The 21,060-nt window shown below is 68.7% G+C and carries 20 protein-coding genes and 1 tRNA gene; 5 read left to right on the top strand and 16 right to left on the bottom strand.

Going from position 1 to position 21,060, the window contains the following annotated elements; genetic code table 11:
- Positions 1 to 42: 42 nt before the first annotated feature.
- From ACEN9J_RS06240 to ACEN9J_RS06230, 3 genes are read right to left on the bottom strand one after another with little or no spacing between them, the layout of a single operon-like run.
- A complete protein-coding gene (locus ACEN9J_RS06240; RefSeq protein WP_261205856.1) occupies positions 43 to 678 on the bottom strand; it encodes a LysE family translocator in 636 nt (211 codons plus the stop codon).
- Between the two features lie 31 nt (positions 679 to 709).
- On the bottom strand, positions 710 to 2,056 hold the full coding sequence (gene argA / locus ACEN9J_RS06235) for an amino-acid N-acetyltransferase (RefSeq protein WP_057591743.1): 1,347 nt from the start codon (positions 2,054 to 2,056) through the stop codon (positions 710 to 712).
- Between the two features lie 43 nt (positions 2,057 to 2,099).
- On the bottom strand, positions 2,100 to 4,106 hold the full coding sequence (locus ACEN9J_RS06230) for an AAA family ATPase (protein WP_413763611.1): 2,007 nt from the start codon (positions 4,104 to 4,106) through the stop codon (positions 2,100 to 2,102).
- A 491-nt stretch (positions 4,107 to 4,597) separates the two neighbouring features.
- On the opposite strand from ACEN9J_RS06230, the gene hrpA reads away from it, so the two are divergent.
- Positions 4,598 to 8,383, top strand: coding sequence for an ATP-dependent RNA helicase HrpA (gene hrpA, locus ACEN9J_RS06225; RefSeq protein ID WP_413764547.1), 3,786 nt, complete (start codon positions 4,598 to 4,600; stop codon positions 8,381 to 8,383).
- 106 nt (positions 8,384 to 8,489) lie between these two features.
- Here the strand turns inward: hrpA and ACEN9J_RS06220 are convergent, their stop codons facing one another.
- From ACEN9J_RS06220 to lptF, 8 genes are all read right to left on the bottom strand, one after another.
- Positions 8,490 to 8,648 (bottom strand): DUF3309 family protein, encoded by a 159-nt coding sequence (locus tag ACEN9J_RS06220; protein WP_082321553.1) that lies wholly within the window; start codon positions 8,646 to 8,648, stop codon positions 8,490 to 8,492.
- Between the two features lie 95 nt (positions 8,649 to 8,743).
- Positions 8,744 to 9,211, bottom strand: a complete 468-nt coding sequence (locus ACEN9J_RS06215) for a DUF3592 domain-containing protein (RefSeq protein ID WP_413763610.1) — start codon at positions 9,209 to 9,211, stop codon at positions 8,744 to 8,746.
- Between the two features lie 16 nt (positions 9,212 to 9,227).
- Positions 9,228 to 9,614 (bottom strand): rard protein, encoded by a 387-nt coding sequence (locus ACEN9J_RS06210; protein WP_413763609.1) that lies wholly within the window; start codon positions 9,612 to 9,614, stop codon positions 9,228 to 9,230.
- Positions 9,615 to 9,651: 37 nt separating this feature from the next.
- Positions 9,652 to 10,821 carry a pyridoxal phosphate-dependent aminotransferase gene (locus ACEN9J_RS06205; protein WP_413763608.1) on the bottom strand — a complete coding sequence of 390 codons (1,170 nt, stop codon included), beginning with the start codon at positions 10,819 to 10,821 and terminating at the stop codon, positions 9,652 to 9,654.
- Positions 10,822 to 10,864: 43 nt separating this feature from the next.
- Positions 10,865 to 11,806, bottom strand: coding sequence for a CysB family HTH-type transcriptional regulator (locus ACEN9J_RS06200; RefSeq protein WP_057591737.1), 942 nt, complete (start codon positions 11,804 to 11,806; stop codon positions 10,865 to 10,867).
- A gap of 63 nt (positions 11,807 to 11,869) precedes the next feature.
- Complete coding sequence (locus ACEN9J_RS06195) at positions 11,870 to 12,244, bottom strand: sirohydrochlorin chelatase (protein WP_057591736.1); 375 nt, start codon at positions 12,242 to 12,244, stop codon at positions 11,870 to 11,872.
- Positions 12,244 to 13,353 (bottom strand): LPS export ABC transporter permease LptG, encoded by a 1,110-nt coding sequence (lptG, locus tag ACEN9J_RS06190; RefSeq protein ID WP_057591735.1) that lies wholly within the window; start codon positions 13,351 to 13,353, stop codon positions 12,244 to 12,246. Before lptG ends, ACEN9J_RS06195 begins: the two co-directional genes overlap by 1 nt.
- Positions 13,350 to 14,486 (bottom strand): LPS export ABC transporter permease LptF, encoded by a 1,137-nt coding sequence (gene lptF / locus ACEN9J_RS06185; protein WP_057591734.1) that lies wholly within the window; start codon positions 14,484 to 14,486, stop codon positions 13,350 to 13,352. Before lptF ends, lptG begins: the two co-directional genes overlap by 4 nt.
- A 21-nt stretch (positions 14,487 to 14,507) precedes the next feature.
- Here lptF and ACEN9J_RS06180 point away from each other — a divergent pair, with 21 nt between their 5' ends.
- The 4 genes from ACEN9J_RS06180 (at position 14,508) to ACEN9J_RS06165 (ending at position 18,272) form a co-directional block, all read left to right on the top strand.
- On the top strand, positions 14,508 to 16,055 hold the full coding sequence (locus ACEN9J_RS06180) for a leucyl aminopeptidase (RefSeq protein ID WP_413763607.1): 1,548 nt from the start codon (positions 14,508 to 14,510) through the stop codon (positions 16,053 to 16,055).
- Positions 16,052 to 16,495 (top strand): DNA polymerase III subunit chi, encoded by a 444-nt coding sequence (locus ACEN9J_RS06175; protein WP_413763606.1) that lies wholly within the window; start codon positions 16,052 to 16,054, stop codon positions 16,493 to 16,495. Before ACEN9J_RS06180 ends, ACEN9J_RS06175 begins: the two co-directional genes overlap by 4 nt.
- The gene (locus ACEN9J_RS06170) at positions 16,495 to 16,914 is read left to right on the top strand and encodes a hypothetical protein (RefSeq protein WP_413763605.1); all 420 of its coding nucleotides are present in this window, start codon (positions 16,495 to 16,497) and stop codon (positions 16,912 to 16,914) included. The genes ACEN9J_RS06175 and ACEN9J_RS06170 overlap by 1 nt, the downstream gene beginning before the upstream one ends.
- A 149-nt stretch (positions 16,915 to 17,063) precedes the next feature.
- Entirely contained in the window at positions 17,064 to 18,272 is a 1,209-nt protein-coding gene (locus ACEN9J_RS06165) for a branched-chain amino acid ABC transporter substrate-binding protein (protein WP_057591730.1), read from the top strand.
- Between the two features lie 106 nt (positions 18,273 to 18,378).
- Here the strand turns inward: ACEN9J_RS06165 and ACEN9J_RS06160 are convergent, their stop codons facing one another.
- The 5 genes from ACEN9J_RS06160 to ACEN9J_RS06140 all read right to left on the bottom strand — a co-directional run bounded on the left by ACEN9J_RS06160 (position 18,379) and on the right by ACEN9J_RS06140 (position 20,936).
- Entirely contained in the window at positions 18,379 to 18,768 is a 390-nt protein-coding gene (locus tag ACEN9J_RS06160) for a response regulator (RefSeq protein WP_057591729.1), read from the bottom strand.
- A gap of 137 nt (positions 18,769 to 18,905) precedes the next feature.
- Entirely contained in the window at positions 18,906 to 19,268 is a 363-nt protein-coding gene (locus tag ACEN9J_RS06155) for a hypothetical protein (RefSeq protein ID WP_057591728.1), read from the bottom strand.
- Positions 19,269 to 19,407: 139 nt separating this feature from the next.
- A tRNA-Ser gene (locus ACEN9J_RS06150) sits at positions 19,408 to 19,498 on the bottom strand.
- Positions 19,499 to 19,543: 45 nt separating this feature from the next.
- Positions 19,544 to 20,476, bottom strand: coding sequence for an SPFH domain-containing protein (locus ACEN9J_RS06145; protein ID WP_057591727.1), 933 nt, complete (start codon positions 20,474 to 20,476; stop codon positions 19,544 to 19,546).
- A gap of 34 nt (positions 20,477 to 20,510) precedes the next feature.
- Entirely contained in the window at positions 20,511 to 20,936 is a 426-nt protein-coding gene (locus ACEN9J_RS06140) for an NfeD family protein (protein ID WP_057591726.1), read from the bottom strand.
- Positions 20,937 to 21,060 lie beyond the last annotated feature (124 nt).

The following is a 21,060-nucleotide window of genomic DNA, read 5'->3' as shown; positions in this document are numbered from 1 at the left end:
GCGATTATCGGCGACACGGGCCGTCGCCGCCCCGGCGCGGGCTCAGGGCGTGGCGCGGCGGTAGAAGGCCAGCGAGCCGGCCAGCGCCAGCAGCATCGCGCCGCAGGTGCGGTCGATCCAGCGCGCGGCGCGCGCGGTCAGCAGCTGCATCGCCTTGGCGCCGACGAAGGCATAGACCAGCATCACGGCCATGTCGAGGCCCGCGAACAGCACCGCGATGATCGCGTACTGCATGCCCTGCGACGCGGCGGGATCGATGAACTGCGGCAGCAGCGCCGAGCAGAACAGGTAGCCCTTGGGATTGGTCACCGCCACCAGGAAGGACTTGAGGAAGACCTGCCGGCCGCTGCCCGGCGCGGCGGCCGCGCCCTCGGCGGGCCGTTCGAAGCTGCCGCCCTTCGAGCGCAGCATGCGGACGCCGAGCCAGGCGAGGTAGGCCGCGCCCACCCACTTGAGCATCGAGAACCAGAATTCCGAGGCCGCGAGCAGCGCGCCCAGGCCCAGCGCCACCGCGCCCACCAGCACGAAGTCCGACAGCATCGCGCCGAACATGCCCGGCAGCGCGCCGCGCACGCCGCGGCGCGAGCCGTTGCTCAGCGCCAGCAGCACGGTGGGGCCGGGCGTGGCGATGGCGGCCAGGGCCACGATGGAGAACAGCAAGGCGGTGGTGAGCGTCATGGTTTCTCGCGCGCGGAATCGATGGAAGGGTTCAGATCTTCTTCACCAGCACCTGGCTCTTGCGGTCCCAGTTGTACTTGCGCTTGCGCGCCTCGGGCAGCCAGTCGGGGTTGACCTGCTGGAAGCCGCGCTTGAGGAACCAGTGCATGGTGCGGGTGGTGAGCACGAACAGGCTCTCGATGCCCATGGCCTTGGCGCGGTGCTCGATGTGCTTGAGGATGCGTTCGCCGTCGCCCTGGGCCTGCGACTGCGGCGAGACGGTGAGCGCGGCCATCTCGGCGGTCTTGGCCTCGGGATAGGGATAGAGCGCGGCGCAGCCGAAGATCACGCCGTCGTGCTCGACCACCGTGTACTGGTGGATGTCGCGCTCGATCTCGGTGCGGTCGCGCTTGACCAGCGTGCCGTCGCGCTCGAAGGGCTCGATCAGCTGCAGGATGCCGCCGATGTCGTCCACGGTCGCCTCGCGCAGGCTCTCGAGCTTCTCGTCGATCACCATGGTGCCCACGCCGTCGTGCACGTAGACCTCGAGCAGCAGCGAGCCGTCGAGCGCGAACGGCAGGATGTGGTTGCGCTCCACGCCGGCCTTGCAGGCCTTCACGCAGTGCTGCAGGTAGAAGGCGGTGTCGGTCGGCTTCTGCGGCGGCGGCAGCGAGGCCAGCAGCTTCTCGGCGGCGTCCAGCGGCAGCTCGGTGTCGATCGGGTTGTCCTCGCTCTCGGGCAGCTCGCTGTCCATGCGGATGCCGGGAATCTCGGTCAGGAAGATCAGCTTGTCGGCCTGCAGCGCGATCGCCACGCTGGTGGCCACGTCCTCCATCGTGAGGTTGAAGGCCTCGCCGGTGGGCGAGAAGCCGAACGGCGAGATCAGCACCATGGCGCCGAAATCGAGCGTGCGGCGGATGCTGGTGGAGTCGACCTTGCGCACCAGCCCCGAATGCTTGAAGTCCACGCCGTCGACCACGCCCACGGGCCGCGCGGTGATGAAGTTGCCCGAGATCACGCGCACCGTCGAGCCCGCCATCGGCGTGTTCGGCAGCCCCTGGCTGAACGCGGCTTCGATCTCGTAGCGCAGCTGGCCCGCGGCTTCCTGCGCCGAGTCGAGCGCCACCGCGTCGGTGATGCGGATGCCGTGCGAGTACTTGGCCTCGTGGCCCTTGGCGGCGAGCTGCTCGTTGACCTGCGGGCGGAAGCCGTGCACCAGCACGATCTTCACGCCCATGCTCTGGATCAGGGCCAGGTCCTGCGCGATGCTCTGGAGCTTGCCGGCCGCGATCGCCTCGCCCGCGAGCCCGACCACGAAGGTCTTGCCACGGTGCGTGTGGATGTAGGGCGCGACGGAGCGGAACCAGGGCACGAAGGTGAAATTGAAGACGGTCGACATGGGGCGTGATTGTGCATTCTTGGACGCGTTTTGGTGCAGCGCATCAGGCCAGGGCGCGCAGCAACCGCGCGGCGGCCCCGGCCGGCGGCGTGCCGCGGGCCTTGAACGACGCGAGCTGCGTGGCGTAGGCCTCCAGCGGCTCGGGCTCCGGCGCGGCCGCCGGTGCCACCGCGGCCAGCGGCAGGCCGAGCAGCCCGGCGAGTTCGGCCGGCGCGATCGAGCCTCGCGCCATCAGTGCATCGACCACCGCGAGGAAGGCCGTCGCGTGCGACTCGATCAGCTCGAGCGCGCGGATGTGCTCGCGCGCCAGGATCTGCTCGATCTCCCGGTTGGTGGCCGCCACGTCGGTGTTGAGGTTGTCGTTGGCGTCGGTCGTCACGTCGGTGCGGCTCCAGCGGCTGCCGAAGCCGTGGTGCCGCACGTGGCGCGCCGCGGTCGCGGTGGCCTGCGCGAGATCCTGTTCGGCGCCGGTGGTGGCACCGGCGTCGCCGAACACCAGCCGCTCGGCCGCGCGGCCGGCCAGGCTCACGCAGATGCTGTCGAGCGTGTTCTGCTTCGACCAGGCCTTGCGCTTCACGTAGCTGTTGTAGCCGCCCTCGAACGAGGCCACGTTGATGCGGATCTCCTGCGGCGCGCGGCCGAACAGCAGCGCATAGACCAGCCCGTGGCCGGCCTCGTGCACCGCCAGCAGCGCGCGGAAGTCGGCATTGGCGCGCTGCTTGATCCGGTTGAGCTCGAGCACCACCGGGAACTCGCGCCGCGCGAGGCGATGGCGCGCCACCATCCTCGCCTGACCCTGCGCGCCGTCGCCCGCGTCGAGCATCAGCCACACCGGCTCGGCGCCGTTGGCGCCCTGCTCGAGCGCCCAGAGCGCCGCGTTGACCAGGGTCGCGCTGAGGATCGCGTGGATCGACGAGAACAGCGGCCGCGTGCCCTGCGCGGGGAACACCGCGTTGGCGTAGATCTGCTCGTAGACGCTGGCGTCGAGCACGAAGCGCACGCCCGAGCTCTCCTGGATCTCGGCCACGTAGCGGTCGCAGATCGAGAGGATCAGACGCACGTAGGTCGCGCGGTCGAACGAGGGGTAGATCACGTGGTCGTTGCCCAGCCGCGCGATCTGCTCGGGCTTGAAGCGCTCGGCCAGCGCCTTCTTGACGTCGATCAGCGACAGCTTCTTCGTCAGCGCGTGGAAGATGTCGGCGTCGGTGTCGCAGTCCTCGACCCGCCTGGCGGTCTCGGCATACATCTCGTCGAGGTTGCCCGAGACGAACACCAGCAGCTTCGAGTAGTCGCTCTCCCAGCTCTGCTGCGAGGCGCGAAAGGCGCGCAGCCGTTCCTGGATCTCGGCCGGCTTCCAGGTCATGATCTCGAGCAGCGATTCGCGCAGCTTGAGGCAGCGCTTGAACTCCTGCGCTTCCCACGGCGAGAGCTGCAGCCGGCGCTTGCGGCGCGGCTTGCCGTCCTTCTCGTCGTCTTCCTCATCGTCTTCGTCGGCGCTCTTGCGATCCTGGTCGTACTCGGCCCAGGCCAGCGAGGACTCGATCTCGCCGAGCACCGACAGCGAGGGCGGCAGGCGGCCGTCGGACAGCAGCGCCCAGACGTCCTGGTAGCGCTCGACCTTGGTCTCCTTGCCGCGCTTGTCGACGGTGCGAAAGCGCTGGAACTCGTCGAGCACGAGGATGCCGCGCTCGCCCTCGGCGATGCCCGACTCGGCCAGCATGGCCGAGATCGAGCCGGCACTGCGGTGGCCCGAGCCGTGGCTGAAGCCGTCCATCTGCACTTCGATGAAGCGGTCGTAGAAGCCCAGGTGCTGGGCCAGGCGGCGCACCAGCTGCGTCTTGCCGGTGCCCGTGAGGCCCCACAGGCAGATGACTACCGGGCGGCCGATGAGCTGCGGCAGCACGTACCAGGCGCGCAGCGAATCGATCACGCGATCGATGATGTCGTCGATGCCGAAGAGCTCGGTCTTCAGCGATTGGGCCACGGCCTGCAGGTGGCGCGAGCGCTGGGCCAGCGTCGCATGCAGGTCGGAATGGATGTCGTTGGACATGGCGGTCTTTTTCTTCTTCGGATGAATGGTCGGGAGACGGGAACGCGGCCGCTTCCCCGCGAACGGGGAGGGCTGCATGCGATGCACTGGGAGGGATCAGGGCGGCGCGCTTCGGATCGCTTCCGAAGCGTGCGGGCGGCGGCGTTCCGTGAGGGGAGGGAACGCGGCGCGCGCGGGCTTCGTCAGGCCGGGCGGGTCGACTTGACCCCGCCACGTGCAATCACGTGGCCTGCGCGTGAACGCAGCGAGGGGGGTACAAGGATGGTGGTCATGGCCGCGATCGTAGCGGCGCGCGGCCGGCGCGTAAAGAATATTTACGCCGTGGTGTGGAAGCGCTGCAACATCCGTGGTGCGCGCCGATAATCGACGGTTTGCCCGAAGAGCACGGGCGCCTGCGCTTGCGACCCCCTCCCTTGACGACCACGACGACTTCCCCCCTTCGCATCGACTTCCCCGAATCGCTGCCGGTCTCGGCCCGGCGCGACGAGATCATGGCCGCCATCCAGGCGCACCAGGTGGTGATCGTCTGCGGCGAGACCGGCTCGGGCAAGACCACGCAGCTGCCGAAGATCGCGCTGGCGCTGGGCCGCGGCAAGCTCAATGCAGAGCCCGGCAAGGGCCGCCTGATCGGCCACACGCAGCCGCGCCGCATCGCCGCGAGCTCGGTGGCCAAGCGCATCGCGGAGGAACTCAAGACGCCGCTGGGCGAGGTGGTCGGCTTCAAGGTGCGCTTCCAGGACCGCCTGTCGCGCGATGCCTCGGTCAAGCTGATGACCGACGGCATCCTGCTGGCCGAGACGCAGACCGATCCGCTGCTCAAGGCCTACGACACCATCATCATCGACGAGGCCCACGAGCGCTCGCTGAACATCGACTTCCTGCTCGGCTACCTGCGCGAGATCCTGCCGCGCCGGCCCGACCTCAAGGTGATCGTGACCTCGGCGACCATCGACGCCGACCGCTTCGCCCAGCACTTCGCCTCGGCCAAGGGACCGGCGCCCACGGTGTTCGTGTCAGGCCGCACCTTCCCCGTGGAGCAGCGTTACCGGCCCTTCGAGGAATCGCGCGACCACGACCTCAACGACGCCATCGCCGACGGCGTCGACGAGCTCTGGCGCGATCCGCACCATGCGGGCGACATCCTGGTCTTCCTGCCGGGCGAGCGCGAGATCCGCGAGGCTGCCGACCACCTGCGCCGGCACCTGACGCACCAGCCGCTCTACCGCAATGCCGAGGTGCTGCCGCTGTTCGCGCGGCTGTCGCAGGCCGAGCAGGACCGCATCTTCGACGGCCACACCGGCCGGCGCATCGTGCTGGCCACCAACGTGGCCGAGACCTCGCTCACCGTGCCGGGCATCCGCTACGTGATCGACGCGGGCACGGCGCGCGTGAAGCGCTACAGCTTCCGCAGCAAGGTCGAGCAGCTGCTGGTCGAGCCGATCAGCCAGGCCGCCGCCAACCAGCGCGCGGGCCGCTGCGGCCGCGTGGCCAACGGCATCTGCATCCGCCTCTACGACGAGAAGGACTTCGAGGGCCGGCCGCGCTTCACCGATCCCGAGATCCTGCGCTCGTCGCTCGCGGGCGTGATCCTGCGCATGAAGTCGCTGCGGCTGGGCGACGTGTCGCGCTTTCCCTTCCTCGAGGCGCCGTCGCCGCGCGCCATCGCCGACGGCTACCAGCTGCTCAACGAGCTCGGCGCGGTCGACGATGCCAACGAGCTGACCGCCACCGGCGCCGAGCTCGCCAAGCTGCCGCTCGACCCGCGCGTGGGCCGCATGATCCTCGAGGCCCGTGCGCGCGGCGCGCTCGAGGAGGTGCTGGTGATCGCCTCGGCGCTCAGCGTGCAGGACGTGCGCGACCGCCCGATGGAAGCGCAGCAGCAGGCCGACCAGGCGCATTCGAAGTTCGACGACGAGAAGAGCGAGTTCAGCGGCTACCTGCGGCTGTGGAAGTGGATCGCCGATGCGCGCGGCGGCCATGGCGACAGCCACAAGCTCAGCAACCGGCAGTACGAGCAGCTGCTGCGCCAGAACTTCATCAACGTGCGCCGCGTGCGCGAATGGCGCGACATCCATTCGCAGCTGCTCACGGTGGTCACCGAGCACAAGTGGCGCATCAACGCCGAGCCCGCGGGCTACGAGCCGCTGCACCTGTCGATGCTCGCGGGCCTGCTCGGCAACATCGGCTGGAAGCTCGAGGACGACGAGGCCTACCTCGGCGCGCGCGGCATCAAGTTCTACAAGCATCCCGGCGCGCACCTGAAGAAGAAGCCCGGGCGCTGGATCGTGGCGGCCGAGCTGGTCGAGACCACGCGGCTGTTCGGCCGCGGCATCGCCAACATCGAGCCGCAGTGGCTCGAGCAGGTGGGCGGCCATCTGCTGAAGAAGCAGCTGCTCGATCCGCACTGGGAGAAGAAGAACGCGCAGGTGGCCGCGCTCGAGCGCGCCACGCTCTACGGCCTGGTGGTCTACAGCGGCCGGCGCGTCGACTTCACGCGCGTCGACCCGGTCGCCGCGCGCGAGATCTTCATCCGCGAGGCGCTGGTCGGCGGGCAATGGGACAGCCGCTTTCCGTTCCTCGCGGCCAACCGCAAGCTGGTGCGCGAGGTCGAGGGCCTCGAGCACAAGTCGCGCCGGCAGGACGTGCTGGTCGACGACGAGCTGATCTTCGCCTTCTACGACGCGCAGTTGCCGGCCGACGTGGCCAGCGGCACGACCTTCGAGAACTGGTACCGGCAGGCCTCGAAGGAGCAGCCGCGCCTGCTGTTCCTCACGCGCGACGAGCTGATGCGCCACCAGGCGGCCGGCATCACCACCCAGTCGTTCCCGCCCACCTTGCGGCTCGGCGGCGTGGACTGCGCCGCGAGCTACCTGCACGAACCCGGCGATGCCAAGGACGGCCTCACGGTCAGCGTGCCGCTGTTCGTGCTCAACCAGGTCAGCGAGGAACGCTGCGAATGGCTGGTGACGGGCATGCTCAAGGACAAGATCCAGGCGCTGCTCAAGAGCCTGCCGCAGCGGCCGCGCTCGCGGCTGGTTCCGCTGCCCGAGTCGGCGGCGAAGCTGGCCGAGGCGCTGTCGGCGCCCGAGCTGTTCGGCACGGGCTCGCTGACCGACGTGCTGCTCAAGCGCGTGCGCGACATGACCAGCATCGACGTGAAGCGCGCCGACTTCAAGCTCGACATGCTCGCGCCGCACCTGTTCATGAACCTGCGCGTGGTCGACGAGCATGGCCGCCAGCTCGGCATGGGGCGCAACCTCGGCGCGCTCAAGGCCGAGCTCGGCGCCAAGGCCCGCGGTGCGTTCCAGGCGCTGGCCGGACTCAACGTGAAGGCCTCGGCCGAACCCGCCAAGACCGCGGTGCCCGCCGATGCGCGCCGCGCCCAGGAGACCGCGCCGGCCGCGCCCGCCACGCCGGCGCTGCCGGCCGGCCAGCGCTACACCGCCTGGAGCTTCGGCGAACTGCCCGAGCTGATGGAGGTGCGCCGCGGCGCCCAGTCGCTGGTGGGCTTTCCCGCGCTGCGCGACGAGGGCGATGCCGTCACGATCGAGGTCTTCGACGAACCCGCGGTCGCGGTCGCGAAGCACCGCGCGGGCCTGCGACGGCTGTTCGCGCTGCAGCTCAAGGACGCGCTCAAGTACCTCGAGAAGAACATCCCCGACCTGCAGAAGATGGCCGTGGCCTACATGCCGCTGGGCACCGCCGACGAGCTGCGCGCGCAGATCGTCGAAGTGGCGATCGACCGTGCCTTCCTGCAGGAGCCGCTGCCGGCCGACGAGTTCGCGTTCAAGCGGCGGCTCGACGAGGGGCGCGGCCGGCTGACCCTGATCGCCAGCGAGGTGGCGCGGCTGGCCGCGACGATCCTCGTGGAGTACGCCGCGGCCGCGCGCAAGATCAAGGACACGAAGATCCAGCCCGAGTCGGTGCAGGACGCCGCGCAGCAGCTGCAGAAGCTGGTCGGCAAGCGCTTCATCGCCGATGCGCCGTGGACGCAGCTGCAGCATTTCGCGCGCTACCTCAAGGCCATCGTGCTGCGGCTCGACAAGCTGCGCGGCGACCCGGCGCGCGACACCGCCAAGCTGGCCGAGCTGCGGCCACAGGAGCAGCGCTACTGGCGGCTGGTGGCCGAGCGCAAGGGCGTGGTCGACGATCGCATGCTCGAGTTCCGCTGGCTGCTCGAGGAACTGCGCGTGAGCTTCTTCGCGCAGGAACTGCGCACGCCGCAGCCGGTGAGCGTGAAGCGGCTCGACAAGGCCTGGGCGCAACTGCAGGCCTGACGGTCCTTTCGACGTTCCAAAGAAAAAGCCCGCTGCCGCGGGCTTCGTCCGAAGAGGCCTTCGCCTCGTCATGAAGGGCAAGGCGGCATGCCACCTTGCCCGCGAGTCATATCCTGCCCATGAGCACCAGGATGATCACGATCACGAGCACGAGACCAAGACCGCCGCTGGGTCCGTAGCCCCAGGTACGGCTGTGTCCCCAGCTCGGCAGCGCGCCGATCAGCAGAAGGATCAGGACGATCAGCAGGATGAACGAGAGCGACATGTTTTCTCCAGGGACGTTGTTATCGAGCCTCGATGCTCGTGACCCCGGGGTGCGCGCAGCGCAAGAGAGCCGCGCCTTCGCCGGTCAGGACTGTCCTACCGTGGGCGTCGGCGCCCGCGCCGGGTGGGCTGCGCCGGTGTAGCCGCGGCGGCGATGGCGAGCACCAGCACGACCACCAGGAAGGCCGTGCCGATGGCACCGAAGACGATGGACATGCCCCAGAGCGAGAAGAAGCCGTCGATGCGCGCGTTGCGCGGATCGCCGGGCGCATGCAGCACCTGCACCGCTTCGCCGATTTCGTAGGAGGGCGGGTTGCTGCTGGTCGAGGACTCGAACTCGATCGTCTCGCCCGCGGCCGTGCGGAAGCGCACGCGCGGCTTCCAGGTGCCGTCGCCATCGTCGTCCGATTCCACGTGCAGCAGGTCGATCACCTCGCCGGGCGCGTGTACCGCGGAGCGGATGAAGTAGACGGTGTGGGCCGCCACGAGCAGCGCCACCACGAACAGGGCCGCGCCGACGCCGCCGAAGACCTTCTGCAGGGTGCGAAGCTGGGGATTCGCCATGGCGCGCGTGCCTCCCTCAGCCGCCACGGTGCGAGGCGCCCGCGGCGAAGTCGCCGAGCAGGCCGCCGAGGCTCGCGAGCAGCAGGCAGAAGGCGAGGAAGCCCGCGGTGCGCAGCAGGCCGAGCAGCGCCTGCCGCCAGGGCCGCGTGCGCAGGAAGAACACGGGAACGCCCAGCAGCGGGAACAGGCCCGCGAACAGCGCGATGCGCCCGCGCGGCATCTGGCCGCGCGCGAGCAGGTCGGCACGGCACCAGGCGTAGCACAGCGCGGTGATCAGCGGCATGTGCAGCATGTCGACGGCCGAGTACTGCCGGCTCGGCAGCAGCGGCACGAAGGCGTCGGCCACGCCGGCGGCGAAGAAGGACAGCGCCAGCGCGCCGAGGAGCAGCCGTGGCGCCTTCATCGCGTGCGGTCCCGTGGCCCGGCGCCGATCGATGGGCTCAGAGCCTGGCGAGCCGCTCGAGCGCGGCGACCAGCGTCTCGTCCTTCTTGGCGAAGCAGAAGCGCACCACGCGCTGATCGAAACCGTCGCCGTAGAAGGCCGACAGCGGGATCGCGGCCACGCCGATCTCGCGCGTGAGCCAGAGGCAGAAGTCGGCTTCGGAGAGATCGCTGACCGCCGAGATGTCGACGCACTGGAAGTAGCTGCCTTCGCTGCGCAGCAGCTTGAAGCGGGTCCTGGCGAGGCCGGCGGCGAACAGGTCGCGCTTGCGCTGGTAGAAGGCAGGCAGCTCGAGGTAGGGCGCGGGGTTGGCCATGTAGCGCGCCAGTGCGTGCTGCATCGGCGTGTTGACGGTGAACACGTTGAACTGGTGCACCTTGCGGAACTCGGCCATCAGCGGCGCCGGCGCGGCCACGAAGCCGACCTTCCAGCCGGTGACGTGGTAGGTCTTGCCGAAGCTGCTGACGATGAAGCTGCGCGCCGCCAGCCCGGGGAAGCGCGCCACGCTCTCGTGGCGCGCGCCGTCGTAGACCATGTGCTCGTAGACCTCGTCGGCGATCACGAACACCTCGGTGGGCGCGAGCAGTTCCTCGAGCCGGCGCATCTCGGCCTCGGTCCACACGGTGGCGCTGGGGTTGTGCGGCGTGTTGATGATGATCGCGCGCGTGCGTGGGCTTAAAGCGGCGGCGATGCGGTCGAAATCGGGTCGGAAGCTGCCCGGCACCAGCGGCACGCGCACCACGCTGCCGCCCGCGAGCTCGATGTTGGGCACGTAGCTGTCGTAGCAGGGCTCGAGCACGATCACCTCGTCGCCCGCGCGCACCACCGCGAGGATGGCCGTGATGATCGCCTGCGTGGCGCCCGCGGTCACCGTGATCTCGGCCGCGGCGCTGTAGCGGTGGCCGTAGAGCGCCTCGATCTTGGCCGCGATGGCATCGCGCAGCGCGGGGATGCCCGGCATCGGCGGGTACTGGTTGTGGCCCGCGGCCATGGCGGCCGTCACGTCCTCGAGCAATTGCGGATCGCAATGGAAATCGGGGAAGCCCTGGCCCAGGTTGACCGCGTTCTTCTCGGCCGCGAGCGCGGACATCACGGTGAAGATGGTGGTGCCGACGGCGGGCAGCTTGGTCGCGATCTCGGGCGTGCGGGGAGAAGGGGCGGTGCTCATGGTGGGATGCGTGGAAGGAAGGTCGGGCGAGCGCTTGGGCTGCTCAGAGGTCGTAGTCCTGCTGGTGGCCGCTCAGGGCCTTGGCGATCAGGTTGCGGTCGAGCCGGTCGGACAGCAGCTCGGCGAACTTGAACACGAAGTTGCGCAGGTAGGCGCTGCGCTTGAAGGCCACGCGCGCGATGTTCTGGCCGAACACCTGGCCCATCGGGCGCACCACGAGGTCGGCGTTCGATTCGTCGCGCACCGCCATCTCGGCCACGATGCCCACGCCGAGCCCGAGGCGCACATAGGTCTTGATCACGTCGGAGTCGATGGCTTCGAGCGCGATGCGCGGCGCGAGCTTCTTCTGCGCGAAGGCATGGTCGATGCGCGTGCGGCCGGTGAACGAGGGGTGGTAGGTGATGATCGGTTCGGAGGCCAGGTCCTCGAGCGAGATGCGCTCCTTGGTCGCCAGCGGGTGTTCCTTGGGCAGCACCAGCACGTGCTGCCACTCGTAGCAGGGCAGGGTCACGAGCTCGGCGTAGTCGGCGAGCGATTCGGTCGCGATGCCGATCTCGGCCACCTCGTCGATCACCATGCGTGCCACCTGGTCGGGCGAGCCCTGGTGCAGGCTCACGTTGACCTTGGGGTAGGCCTCGCGCAGCTTGGCCACCGGCACCGGCAGCACGTAGCGCGCCTGCGTGTGGGTGGTGGCGATCGACAGCGTTCCGCTGTCCTGCGCGCTGAACTGCTCGCCGATGCGCTTGAGGTTGCCGACCTCGCGCATGATCAGCTCGATGCTCGCGATCACGTGCTGGCCCGGCTCGGTCACGCGCTTGAGGCGCTTGCCGTGGCGCGCGAAGATTTCCACGCCGAGTTCCTCCTCGAGCTCGATGATCGCCTTCGACACTCCGGGCTGGGAGGTGTGCAGCGCCTTGGCGGCCTCGGTCAGGTTCAGGTTGCGCCGCACGGCTTCCTGAACAAACTTGAACTGGTGCAGATTCATATCAAATTCCGTCTTATTGCGGAATTTATTATGCCTTCGGAATCTATGGAAATGTCCGGATGTTCAGTTTTCCACCGCGATTCGGGCCAGCAGGTCGATCACCTGCGGCGATTCCCCCACGGTGGGGCCGAGCGTGAAGGCCAGCGCGGGCCATTCGGCGCGCAGCGCGTCGAGCTGGCGCGGGATGTCCTCGCGCGCATGCTTGCCCATGCCGAGGAACAGCGGCACCACGCGGATCGCGCTGGCGCCTTCGCCGGCCAGCGCGGCCACCGCGCCGCGCAGGTCGGGCTCGGCCAGCTCGAGGTAGGCGCAGCGCACCCGGGCCTCGGGCGACAGCGCTTGCGTTCGTGCCGCCACGGCCTCGATCGGCGCGCGCCAGCGCGGGTCGCGCGAGCCGTGCGCCAGCAGCACGATGCCCTGCACCGTCGGCGTGGCCATCAGCGCCTGAGCACCAGCCAGCTGAAGGCCGCCAGCGACATCACCGAGTAGATGAGCCCCGGCGCCGCCGCCGTGATCCAGGGCGACCAGTTGCTGAGGTTGCCGAGGTAGCCGAACACGTTGTTCAGCAGGAAGAAGCTGATGCCGATCATCACGCCGCCGAACACGTAGGTGGTGATGCCGGCCTGGCGGAAGTGCAGGTAGGCGAAGGGCAGGGCGAGCACCACCATCACCAGGCAGGACAGCGGATAGAACACCTTGCGCCAGAACTCGATCTCGTAGCGCTGCGCGGTCTGGCCGTTGGCGTCGAGGTGGCGGATGTAGTCGAACAGGTCGATGGTGCTCATGCGGTCGGGCCGCAGCAGCGCCACCGACACCATCTCGGCCGTCAGCGAAGTCGGCCAGTTGAGTTCGGCCATTTTTGTGGTGGCGACGTGCGCCTTGCCCTCGGCGGCGCGGGTGTCGTAGTCCTGCTGCTCGATCTCCGACAGCACCCAGTAGCCGCGCTCGATGCGCGCGGTGGCGGCGGTCATCTGCTTGCGCAGGTAGCCCTTGTCGTCGAACTCGAAGATGCGCGCGGTCTTGAGCGCGCCGTTGCGCGAGATCGACAGCACGTTGACGGCGTAGGACGCCTTGTCCTGCCGCTCCTTGAGCCAGGCGCCGGTGTTGCCCACGAAGGTGAAGGTGCCCTGGTAGCGCGACTTCACGAGCTGCGCGGCGCGCTCGGCGGCCGGCGCGAGGTAGTCGCCCACCGCGAAGGTCAGCACCACGAAGCCCAGGCCGAGCACCAGCAGCGTGCGCAGCGCGCGCCAGGGGCCGAGGCCGCTGGTGCGCAGGATGGTGTATTCGGAGCTTTGCGCGAGCCGCGCCATCACGAAGATGCAGCCGATCAGCACGGTGATCGGCAGCAGTTCGTAGAGATGGCTCGGCAGCAGCAAGGTCACGTAGAGCAGCGCCTGCGCCGGCCCGTAGGCCAGGCTCTCGGGACGGCCCACGGCCTGCAGCTCGTCGACGAAGTCGAAGAAGAAGAACAGGCTCAGGAAGCCGAGCGTCACGAAGGCCACGGCCTTCAGCGCCTCGATGTAGATCAGGCGGCGGATGGTTCTCATGGCGTGGGCTCCAGCCGGGTGGTGGAGGGCGGCGGCGGGGCGGCGCCCGTGCCGCGGTTCTTGCGGCGCGTCCAGTTGTTGTTGCGCAGCGTCAGCCAGGAGACGGCGAACAGCGCCACGCCGCCGTGCAGCAGCAGCATGAAGCCGCCCATGCCGTAGCGGCCCGAGCTGATCCAGCTCTGGCCCAGGTTCAGCAGGTTGTAGTAGATGACGAAGGCGAACAGCGCGAACAGCAGGTTGCCGCTGCGGCCCACGCGCGGATTGACGCTGGAGACGGCCAGGGCCAGCAGCACGAAGTTGATGGCCGCCAGCAGCATGCCCAAGCGCCAGGCGAGTTCGCCGCGCGCCGCGCTGGTGTTGAAGTCGCCGAGCAGCGACAGCGTGGTGCGAGCGCGCGGCGGCGTGGCGTCGCTGGAGCCCGCGCTGCTGCCGCCGGCACGCGTGCCGTAGGTCTCGAATTCGCTGATCTTCAGGGCGCCGTTGGGCAGCAGCGGGCGCTCCAGGCGCTGGCCGTTGCTCAGCATCAGGTAGCGCGAATTGCCGACGTTCTCGATGCGGCCGCTGCGCGCCGAGGTCGTGATCTGCAGGTTGCGCTCGACCGACCAGATGAAGACGTTGGTGGCGGTGGCGCTGTCGGCGGAGTCCTTGTCGATGAAGAACACCCGCAGCCGGCCGGCCGATTCACGGAATTCGCCGGGCGAGACGCGCTCGAGGTCGCCGCGCTGCTCGTACTGCTGGCGCATGCCCATGGTCTGCGAGTTGGCCCAGGGCCAGCCGATCAGCGCCATGGCGGCGATCAGCAGCAGCACCGGCCAGGCGAAGCGGAACAGCGGCTCGACGAAGTCGGACAGCCCGCGGCCGCTGGAGAACCAGATCACCATCTCGCTGTCGCGGTACATGCGCGACAGGGTGCCGACGATGGCGATGAACAGGCTCAGGCTCAGGATGGTCGGCATGTAGCCGAGCACCGTGTAGGCCATGACGAGGAACACTTCGGACGGGTTCACGCTGCCCTTGGAGGCCAGTCCGAGCGTACGGATGAGCATCATGGTCATCACGATGGTGACCAGGACCACGAGGGTCGCTCCGAAGCTGCGGGACAGCTCCTTGCGTAGGGAAGAATGGAATAACATCGTTCGAGGAAAAAAAGGATTATGGACTTTCAACTCAAGACCCTCACCGTCGCCCGCGCAGCGGCCGAAAAATCCGACGTCCTGATCGTGCTCGTGGGCAGCGCGCCGCTCGCGTCCAAGGACCCTCTTTCCGTCCAGATCGCGGCCGCCCGCAAGGCCGGCGACCTGCCCGACAAGGCCGGCAAGCTGCTGTCCCTGTACCGGCCCGAGGACGTGGCCGCCAACCGCGTGGTGCTGGCGGCCATCGGCGACGGCCAGCCGGCCTCGGTGCGCAGCGGCGTGATCGCCGCGGTCAACGCCGCCAAGGCCCAGTCGCCCAAGCGCGTGGTGCTGGCCTTCGCCCAGGACGCCGCGCCCGCGGCCGTGGCGAGCGCCGTGACCGCGGCCGCCGACGCCAGCTATGTCTACACCGCCACCAAGTCCAAGGCCGAGCCGCGCACCATCCGCCAGCTGATCGTCGGCGTGGCCGACGCGGCCGCGGTCGGCGCGGCCTTCGAGCAGGCGCGCGCCACCGTCGAGGGCATCGAGTTCGCCAAGGAGTGGGGCAACCGTCCCGCCAACCATGCCACGCCGACGATGCTGGCCGAGGCCGCCAAGGGCCTGGGCAAGCTGCCCGGCATCAAGTGCGAGGTGCTCGGTCCCAAGGAGGTCGACAAGCTCGGCATGGGCGCCTTCGCGGCCGTGGCCCAGGGCTCGGCCGAGCCGCTGCGCTTCATCGTGCTGCGCTATCAGGGCGGGCCCAAGGACCAGGCGCCCGTGGTGCTGGTCGGCAAGGGCATCACCTTCGACACCGGCGGCGTCTCGCTCAAGCCGGCGGCCGAAATGGACGAGATGAAGTTCGACATGTGCGGCGCCGCGAGCGTGCTCGGCACCTTCCGCGCGCTCGCCGGCATCCAGCCCGCGATCAACGTGGTCGGCCTGATCCCCTCGTGCGAGAACATGAACGACGGCCGCGCCATCAAGCCCGGCGACGTGGTCACCAGCATGAGCGGCCAGACCATCGAGATCCTCAACACCGATGCCGAGGGCCGGCTGATCCTCTGCGACGCGCTGACCTACGCCAAGCGCTTCGACCCCGCCGCCGTGATCGACATCGCGACGCTCACGGGCGCCTGCGTGGTGGCCCTGGGCGGCGTGCGCAGCGGCCTGTTCTCGAGCGACGACGCGCTGGCCACGGCGCTCGAGGCGGCCGGCGAGACTTCGCAGGACCGCTGCTGGCGCCTGCCGCTCGACGACGAATATGCCGAGGGCCTGAAGACCAACTTCGCCGACGTGGCCAACGTGGCCGGCCGTGCGGGCGGTGCCATCACCGCGGCCAAGTTCCTGCAGCGCTTCACGGCCGACTTCGCCTGGGCGCACCTCGACATCGCCGGCACCGCATGGAAGAGCGGCGCGGCCAAGGGCTCGACGGGCCGGCCGGTGGGCCTGCTGGTCTCGTACCTGACGCGCCGCGCGCAGGACGGCGCGGCCGCCGCCGACAGCGCCAAGGCGAAGGCCGGGGCGGAGCGCAAGAACGAGGGCAAGGGCGAGAGCAAGGCGGCGGCCCGCAAGGCGCGTTCGGTGCGGTGACGGAGATCGGCTTTCACTACAACGCGCCCGACAAGCTCAGCTACGCCTGCCGGCTCGTGCGCAAGGCCGTCGCCATGCGCGGCATGCGCGTGGTGGTGGTCGGCGAGGCGCAATGGCTCGACGCGGTCGATGCCGGGCTCTGGCAACTGGCGCCGACCGAGTTCGTCGCGCATTGCCGAGCCGACGCGCCGGCCCACGTGCTGTCGCGCTCGCCCGTGATCCTGGCCGACGAGGGCGCGGAATCGGCGGCGCTGCCGCACCGCGAACTGCTGGTCAATCTCGGGGCACAGGTGCCCGCGGGCTTCGAGCGCTACGAGCGCCTGATCGACATCGTGAGCAACGAACCCGACGACCGCCAGATCGGCCGCGCGCGCTGGCGCCACTATGCCGACCGCGGCTACACGATCCAGCCGCACGACTTCGCGAGGAGCGCATCCTGATGGCCAGTCCGACCCGCACGCCGCCGCGTTTCGTTCCCACCCTGACGACGGTGCTCGACCTGCCCGCCGAGCCGGTCGCGGCGCATTCGCCATCGACGGACCACGCGGGTCCGGACGCCGCCGCGCCGGCCATGCCCGACCCGGCCCAGGCCGTCGCACTGCCGCCCGCGGTGCAGCGTTCCGAGGCCGACATCGTGCGGCTCGAGGAGCAGTTGCTGCACCGCGTTCTGCAGCGCGTGGACTTCTCGCTCGAGGAGCGTTTGAGCGATACGGTGGCCGCCGCCGTGCAGCAGCAACTCGATGCGATGGTGCCGCGTTTGCGCGGCGAAATCGAAGCCGTTTTGCGCGCTCTGGTGATCGAGGCGATGGCCGCCGAACTCTCGGAAAACCCAGGGTCTACGCCAACTTTCGAGGGGTGATGCTTCGGCTAAACTGCGCGCCAGGTCGGGTGGGCCAAAGCTGGAGGGTTAGGGTGGCCCGGGTCTGCGGCGCGGAACTTGCGAGGTCAGGAGCGCCCGGATCACACGACCGGTTTCTCAATCTCATCATCCATGTTCTGGAGGTTCTCATGCAATTGAAATGGACTGCGGTCGCTCTGGCTGCACTCACGCTGGTGGCTTGCGGCAAGAAAGAAGAAGCTGCGGCACCCGCTGCTGCCCCGGCGCCCACCGCGGCCGCCCCGGCACCCGCTGCACCTCCCGCCGATGCACTGGTCGTGAAGATCGGCCACGTGGCTCCGACCAGCGGTCCCATTGCCCACCTCGGCAAGGACAACGAGTTCGGCGCCAAGATGGCGATCGAGGAACTGAACGCCAAGGGTCTGAAGATCGGCGACAAGGTCGCCAAGTTCGAACTGGTCGCCGAAGACGACGCAGGCGATCCGAAGCAAGGCACGGCCGTGGCCCAGAAGCTGGTCGACAGCAAGGTCAACGGCGTGGTCGGCCACCTGAACTCGGGCACCACGATCCCCGCCTCGAAGCTCTACAGCGACGCCGGCATCCCCCAGATCTCGCCGTCGGCGACGAACCCCAAGTACACCCGCCAGGGCTTCAAGACCACCTTCCGCGTGGTGGCCGACGACACGCAACTCGGCGGCACGCTGGGCAAGTACGCGGTCGAAACGCTCAAGGGCAAGAACATCGCCGTGATCGACGACCGCACGGCCTACGGCCAGGGCGTCGCCGAAGAATTCGAGAAGTCGGCCAAGGCCGCCGGCGCCACCATCGTGGGCCACGAATTCACCACCGACAAATCGACCGACTTCAACGCCATCCTGACCAAGCTCAAGTCGGCCAAGCCCGACGTGCTGTTCTTCGGCGGCATGGACGCCGTCGGCGGCCCGATGCTCAAGCAGGTCAAGCAGCTCGGCCTGAACGTCAAGTTCATGGGCGGCGACGGCCTGTGCACCGGCGAACTGCCGAAGCTCGCTGGCGATGCCATCGGCGAAGACATGGTGGTGTGCGCCGAAGCCGGCGGCGTGGACGGCGACTTCAAGCAGCCGCTGGAAGACTTCAAGACCAAGTTCAAGGCCAAGAACGGTGTCGACGTGCAGATCTACGCACCGTACGTCTACGACGCGGTCAACGTGCTGGCCGAAGCCATGGTCAAGGCCGGTTCGTCCGACCCCGAGAAGTACCTGCCCGAAGTGGGCAAGATCCAGTACAAGGGCGTGACCGGCCCGATCGCCTTCGACGAGAAGGGCGACATCAAGAACGGCGCGCTGACGCTCTACACCTACAAGGGTGGCCAGCGTACGCAGATCGCCGTGGTTCGTTGATCGGCTGCGATCGCGTTCCAACGAGAAAGGGCCTTCGGGCCCTTTTTTCATGGGCGTTCGAAACGGCACAAGGAAGTGCAGAGGCGGGCGATGGGCGCCCGTGGCTTCAGAGCGGCGCGAGTCCCGAGGGGCGGTCGGTGTTGCAGTACTCGATGAAGGCGTCGAGGTCGCGCGACTTGTCGAAGACCGCGTCGGCGCCGAGGGTCTCGCAGCGCGTACGGATGTCGGCCGTCACGTAGTTGCTCAGCACCACCGCGCGCTGGCCGGGACGGCGTTCCTTGCAGCCCGCGAGCACGCCCAGGCCCGAGCCTTCCTTGAGGAACAGGTCGACGATCAGCAGCTGCCACTCGGCCGGATGGTCGCGCAGCCATGCCAGCGCTTCGGATTCGGTTTCGGCAAAGCCAACGACTTGGGCATTCACGAGGTCCTCGAGTGCCGGAACCAGGTTGTCCCTGATGGTCTTGTTGTCCTCGACGAGGAACGTGATGAGGGCCATGCCACGGATAGGGTGTGAGAACCAATAGCGTAGCGTGCCGCGCGAGCTTGTCGCGTAGGAGAAAGGAGACGGAGAAACGCGGCGTGTCCCTATTTCATGCGATGACCGAGGCTCGGGCATCGCCCAAGCGCGCGGCGTCAGTCGTTCGCGCTCTTGCCCGTGCCGGCGGCCTGCTCGAGCTTCTTCGCGCGGGCCACGCTCTCGTCGCGCTGGGCCGTGGCCTCGATGCGCTTCTCGATCTCCTCGCTGAGCGCGGCATTGACCTCGGCGAGCTGCTCGGCCGATTGCGCGAGCTTTTCCTCGAGCTGGCTGGTGTGCGCGATGGCCAGCGCCACGTCGCCCACCTGCACCTCCTCGGGCAGCTCCTGCTCGAGCACGGTGTTGACCACCGCGAGGTTGTCGGAGGCCTTCTGCACGTCGGCGGCGACCTGCTCGGTCTTTTCGAGGGTGCGGTCGAGCGACGTGCTGCCGAGCGGCTTGGTGCTGGGGTGTCCTGCCATGCGGCGCCTCCTGGGAACTGAGAACCTGCGGATCGTACGCCAGTCGTGCGCGAGCAACGGGCGCCCACAAAAAAGCCCAAGTGCCAATGGCAACTCGGGCTTCCTGCATGTTCGCGAACGGTTGCGAACAAAGACTCTCTGGCGGAGCAGGCGGGATTCGAACCCGCGGAGGGCTATTAACCCTCACACGCTTTCCAGGCGTGCGACTTAAACCGCTCATCCACCGCTCCGAAGCCCACGATTGTAGCAGTCGCCGGGGCCGTTTCCGGAAAGCTTCAGGCCGTCGGCCCCGAGGACTTGCCGGCCTGCACCATGCGCATGGCCGAGGCGATGAGCGCCGCGGTCTCGGTCATGTTGCTCGGCACGATCAGCGTGGTCTTGGAGTCGGCCGCGACCTTGCCGTAGGCATCGACCGCGCGTTCGGCCACTTTGAGCTGCACCGCCTGTTCGCCGCCCGGCTGCTGGATCGCGGCGGCCACGCGTTCGATGGCGTCGGCCGTCGCGGTGGCCACCGCGGTGATCGCGGCCGCCTCGCCCTGGGCGTTGTTGATCTGGGCCTGCTTCTCGCCCTCGGAGCGCGCGATGAAGGCCTCGCGTTCGCCGGTGGCGATGTTGATCTGCTCCTGGCGCCGGCCCTCGGAGGCCGCGATCAGCGCGCGCTTCTCGCGTTCGGCCGTGATCTGGCGTTGCATCGCCTGCAGGATTTCCTTCGGCGGCGTCAGGTCCTTGATCTCGTAGCGCAGCACCTTCACGCCCCAGTTGAGCGCCGCCTCGTCGATGGCCGCGACCACCTGGGCATTGATGACGTCGCGCTCCTCGAAGGTCTTGTCGAGCTCCAGCTTGCCGATCACGCTGCGCAGCGAGGTCTGGGCGAGCTGGGTCACGGCCACGATGTAGTTCGACGAGCCGTAGCTCGCGCGCATCGGGTCGGTGACCTGGAAGTAGAGGATGCCGTCGACCTGCAGCTGCGTGTTGTCGCGCGTGATGCAGATCTGGCTCGGCACGTCGAGCGGGATTTCCTTCAGGCTGTGCTTGTAGGCCACGCGGTCGATGAACGGGATCAGGAAGTTGGGGCCGGGCGTCATGGTGCCGTGGTACTTGCCCAGGCGCTCGCGCACCCAGGCGTTCTGCTGCGGCACGAACTTCACCGACTGGCTGATGAAGATGATCGCGATGACCAGGATGATGACGGGGACCGAATATTCCATGGCTTCTGTACCTTTCCTCTTTCGTTCTCGGGTTCTAGATCTTGTCGACCACCAGCCGGCTGCCGACCACCTCCACCACGCGGTGCTCGCCGGTGGAGGGCGCATGGCCCGCGCGCTGCACGACGGTCCACTGGGCGCCGCGGTAGCGCACGGTGGCGGTGCCGTCGGGATTCCAGGCCTCGACCTGCACGCGCTCGCCGATGTCGAGATTGAGGTCGCGGTTGGCTTCGGTGGGTGGGGGCGGCGGGCGCTTGCGCTGGATCGAGTACCAGGCCAGCACCGCGACCACGCCGACGACGGCGGCCACCAGCAACTGCGTGACGGTGCCGAAGCCCAGGTGGGCGGAGATCGCCGCGGCGGCGAATCCGCCGGCCAGCAGCAGCAGGTAGATCGTGCCGGACAGGAGCTCGACCACGATTGCCGCGCCAGCGATCAACCACCAGATCGTGGAATTCGCCATTGACATCTCCTTCCTTGTTTTGTTTCAGGCGACGCCATTCTGAGGCATGCGCTCCCGCGCGCCCGGACTCGCCTGCACTTTGTGGGGGCTCCCGGCGCGGCGTGGCGGGACGCATCGCGGCGAC

Origin of the sequence: Variovorax sp. Varisp41 (assembly GCF_047325085.1) — a bacterium.
Taxonomy (GTDB): domain Bacteria; phylum Pseudomonadota; class Gammaproteobacteria; order Burkholderiales; family Burkholderiaceae_C; genus Variovorax.
This window is presented reverse-complemented; position numbering and strand designations above follow the sequence as displayed.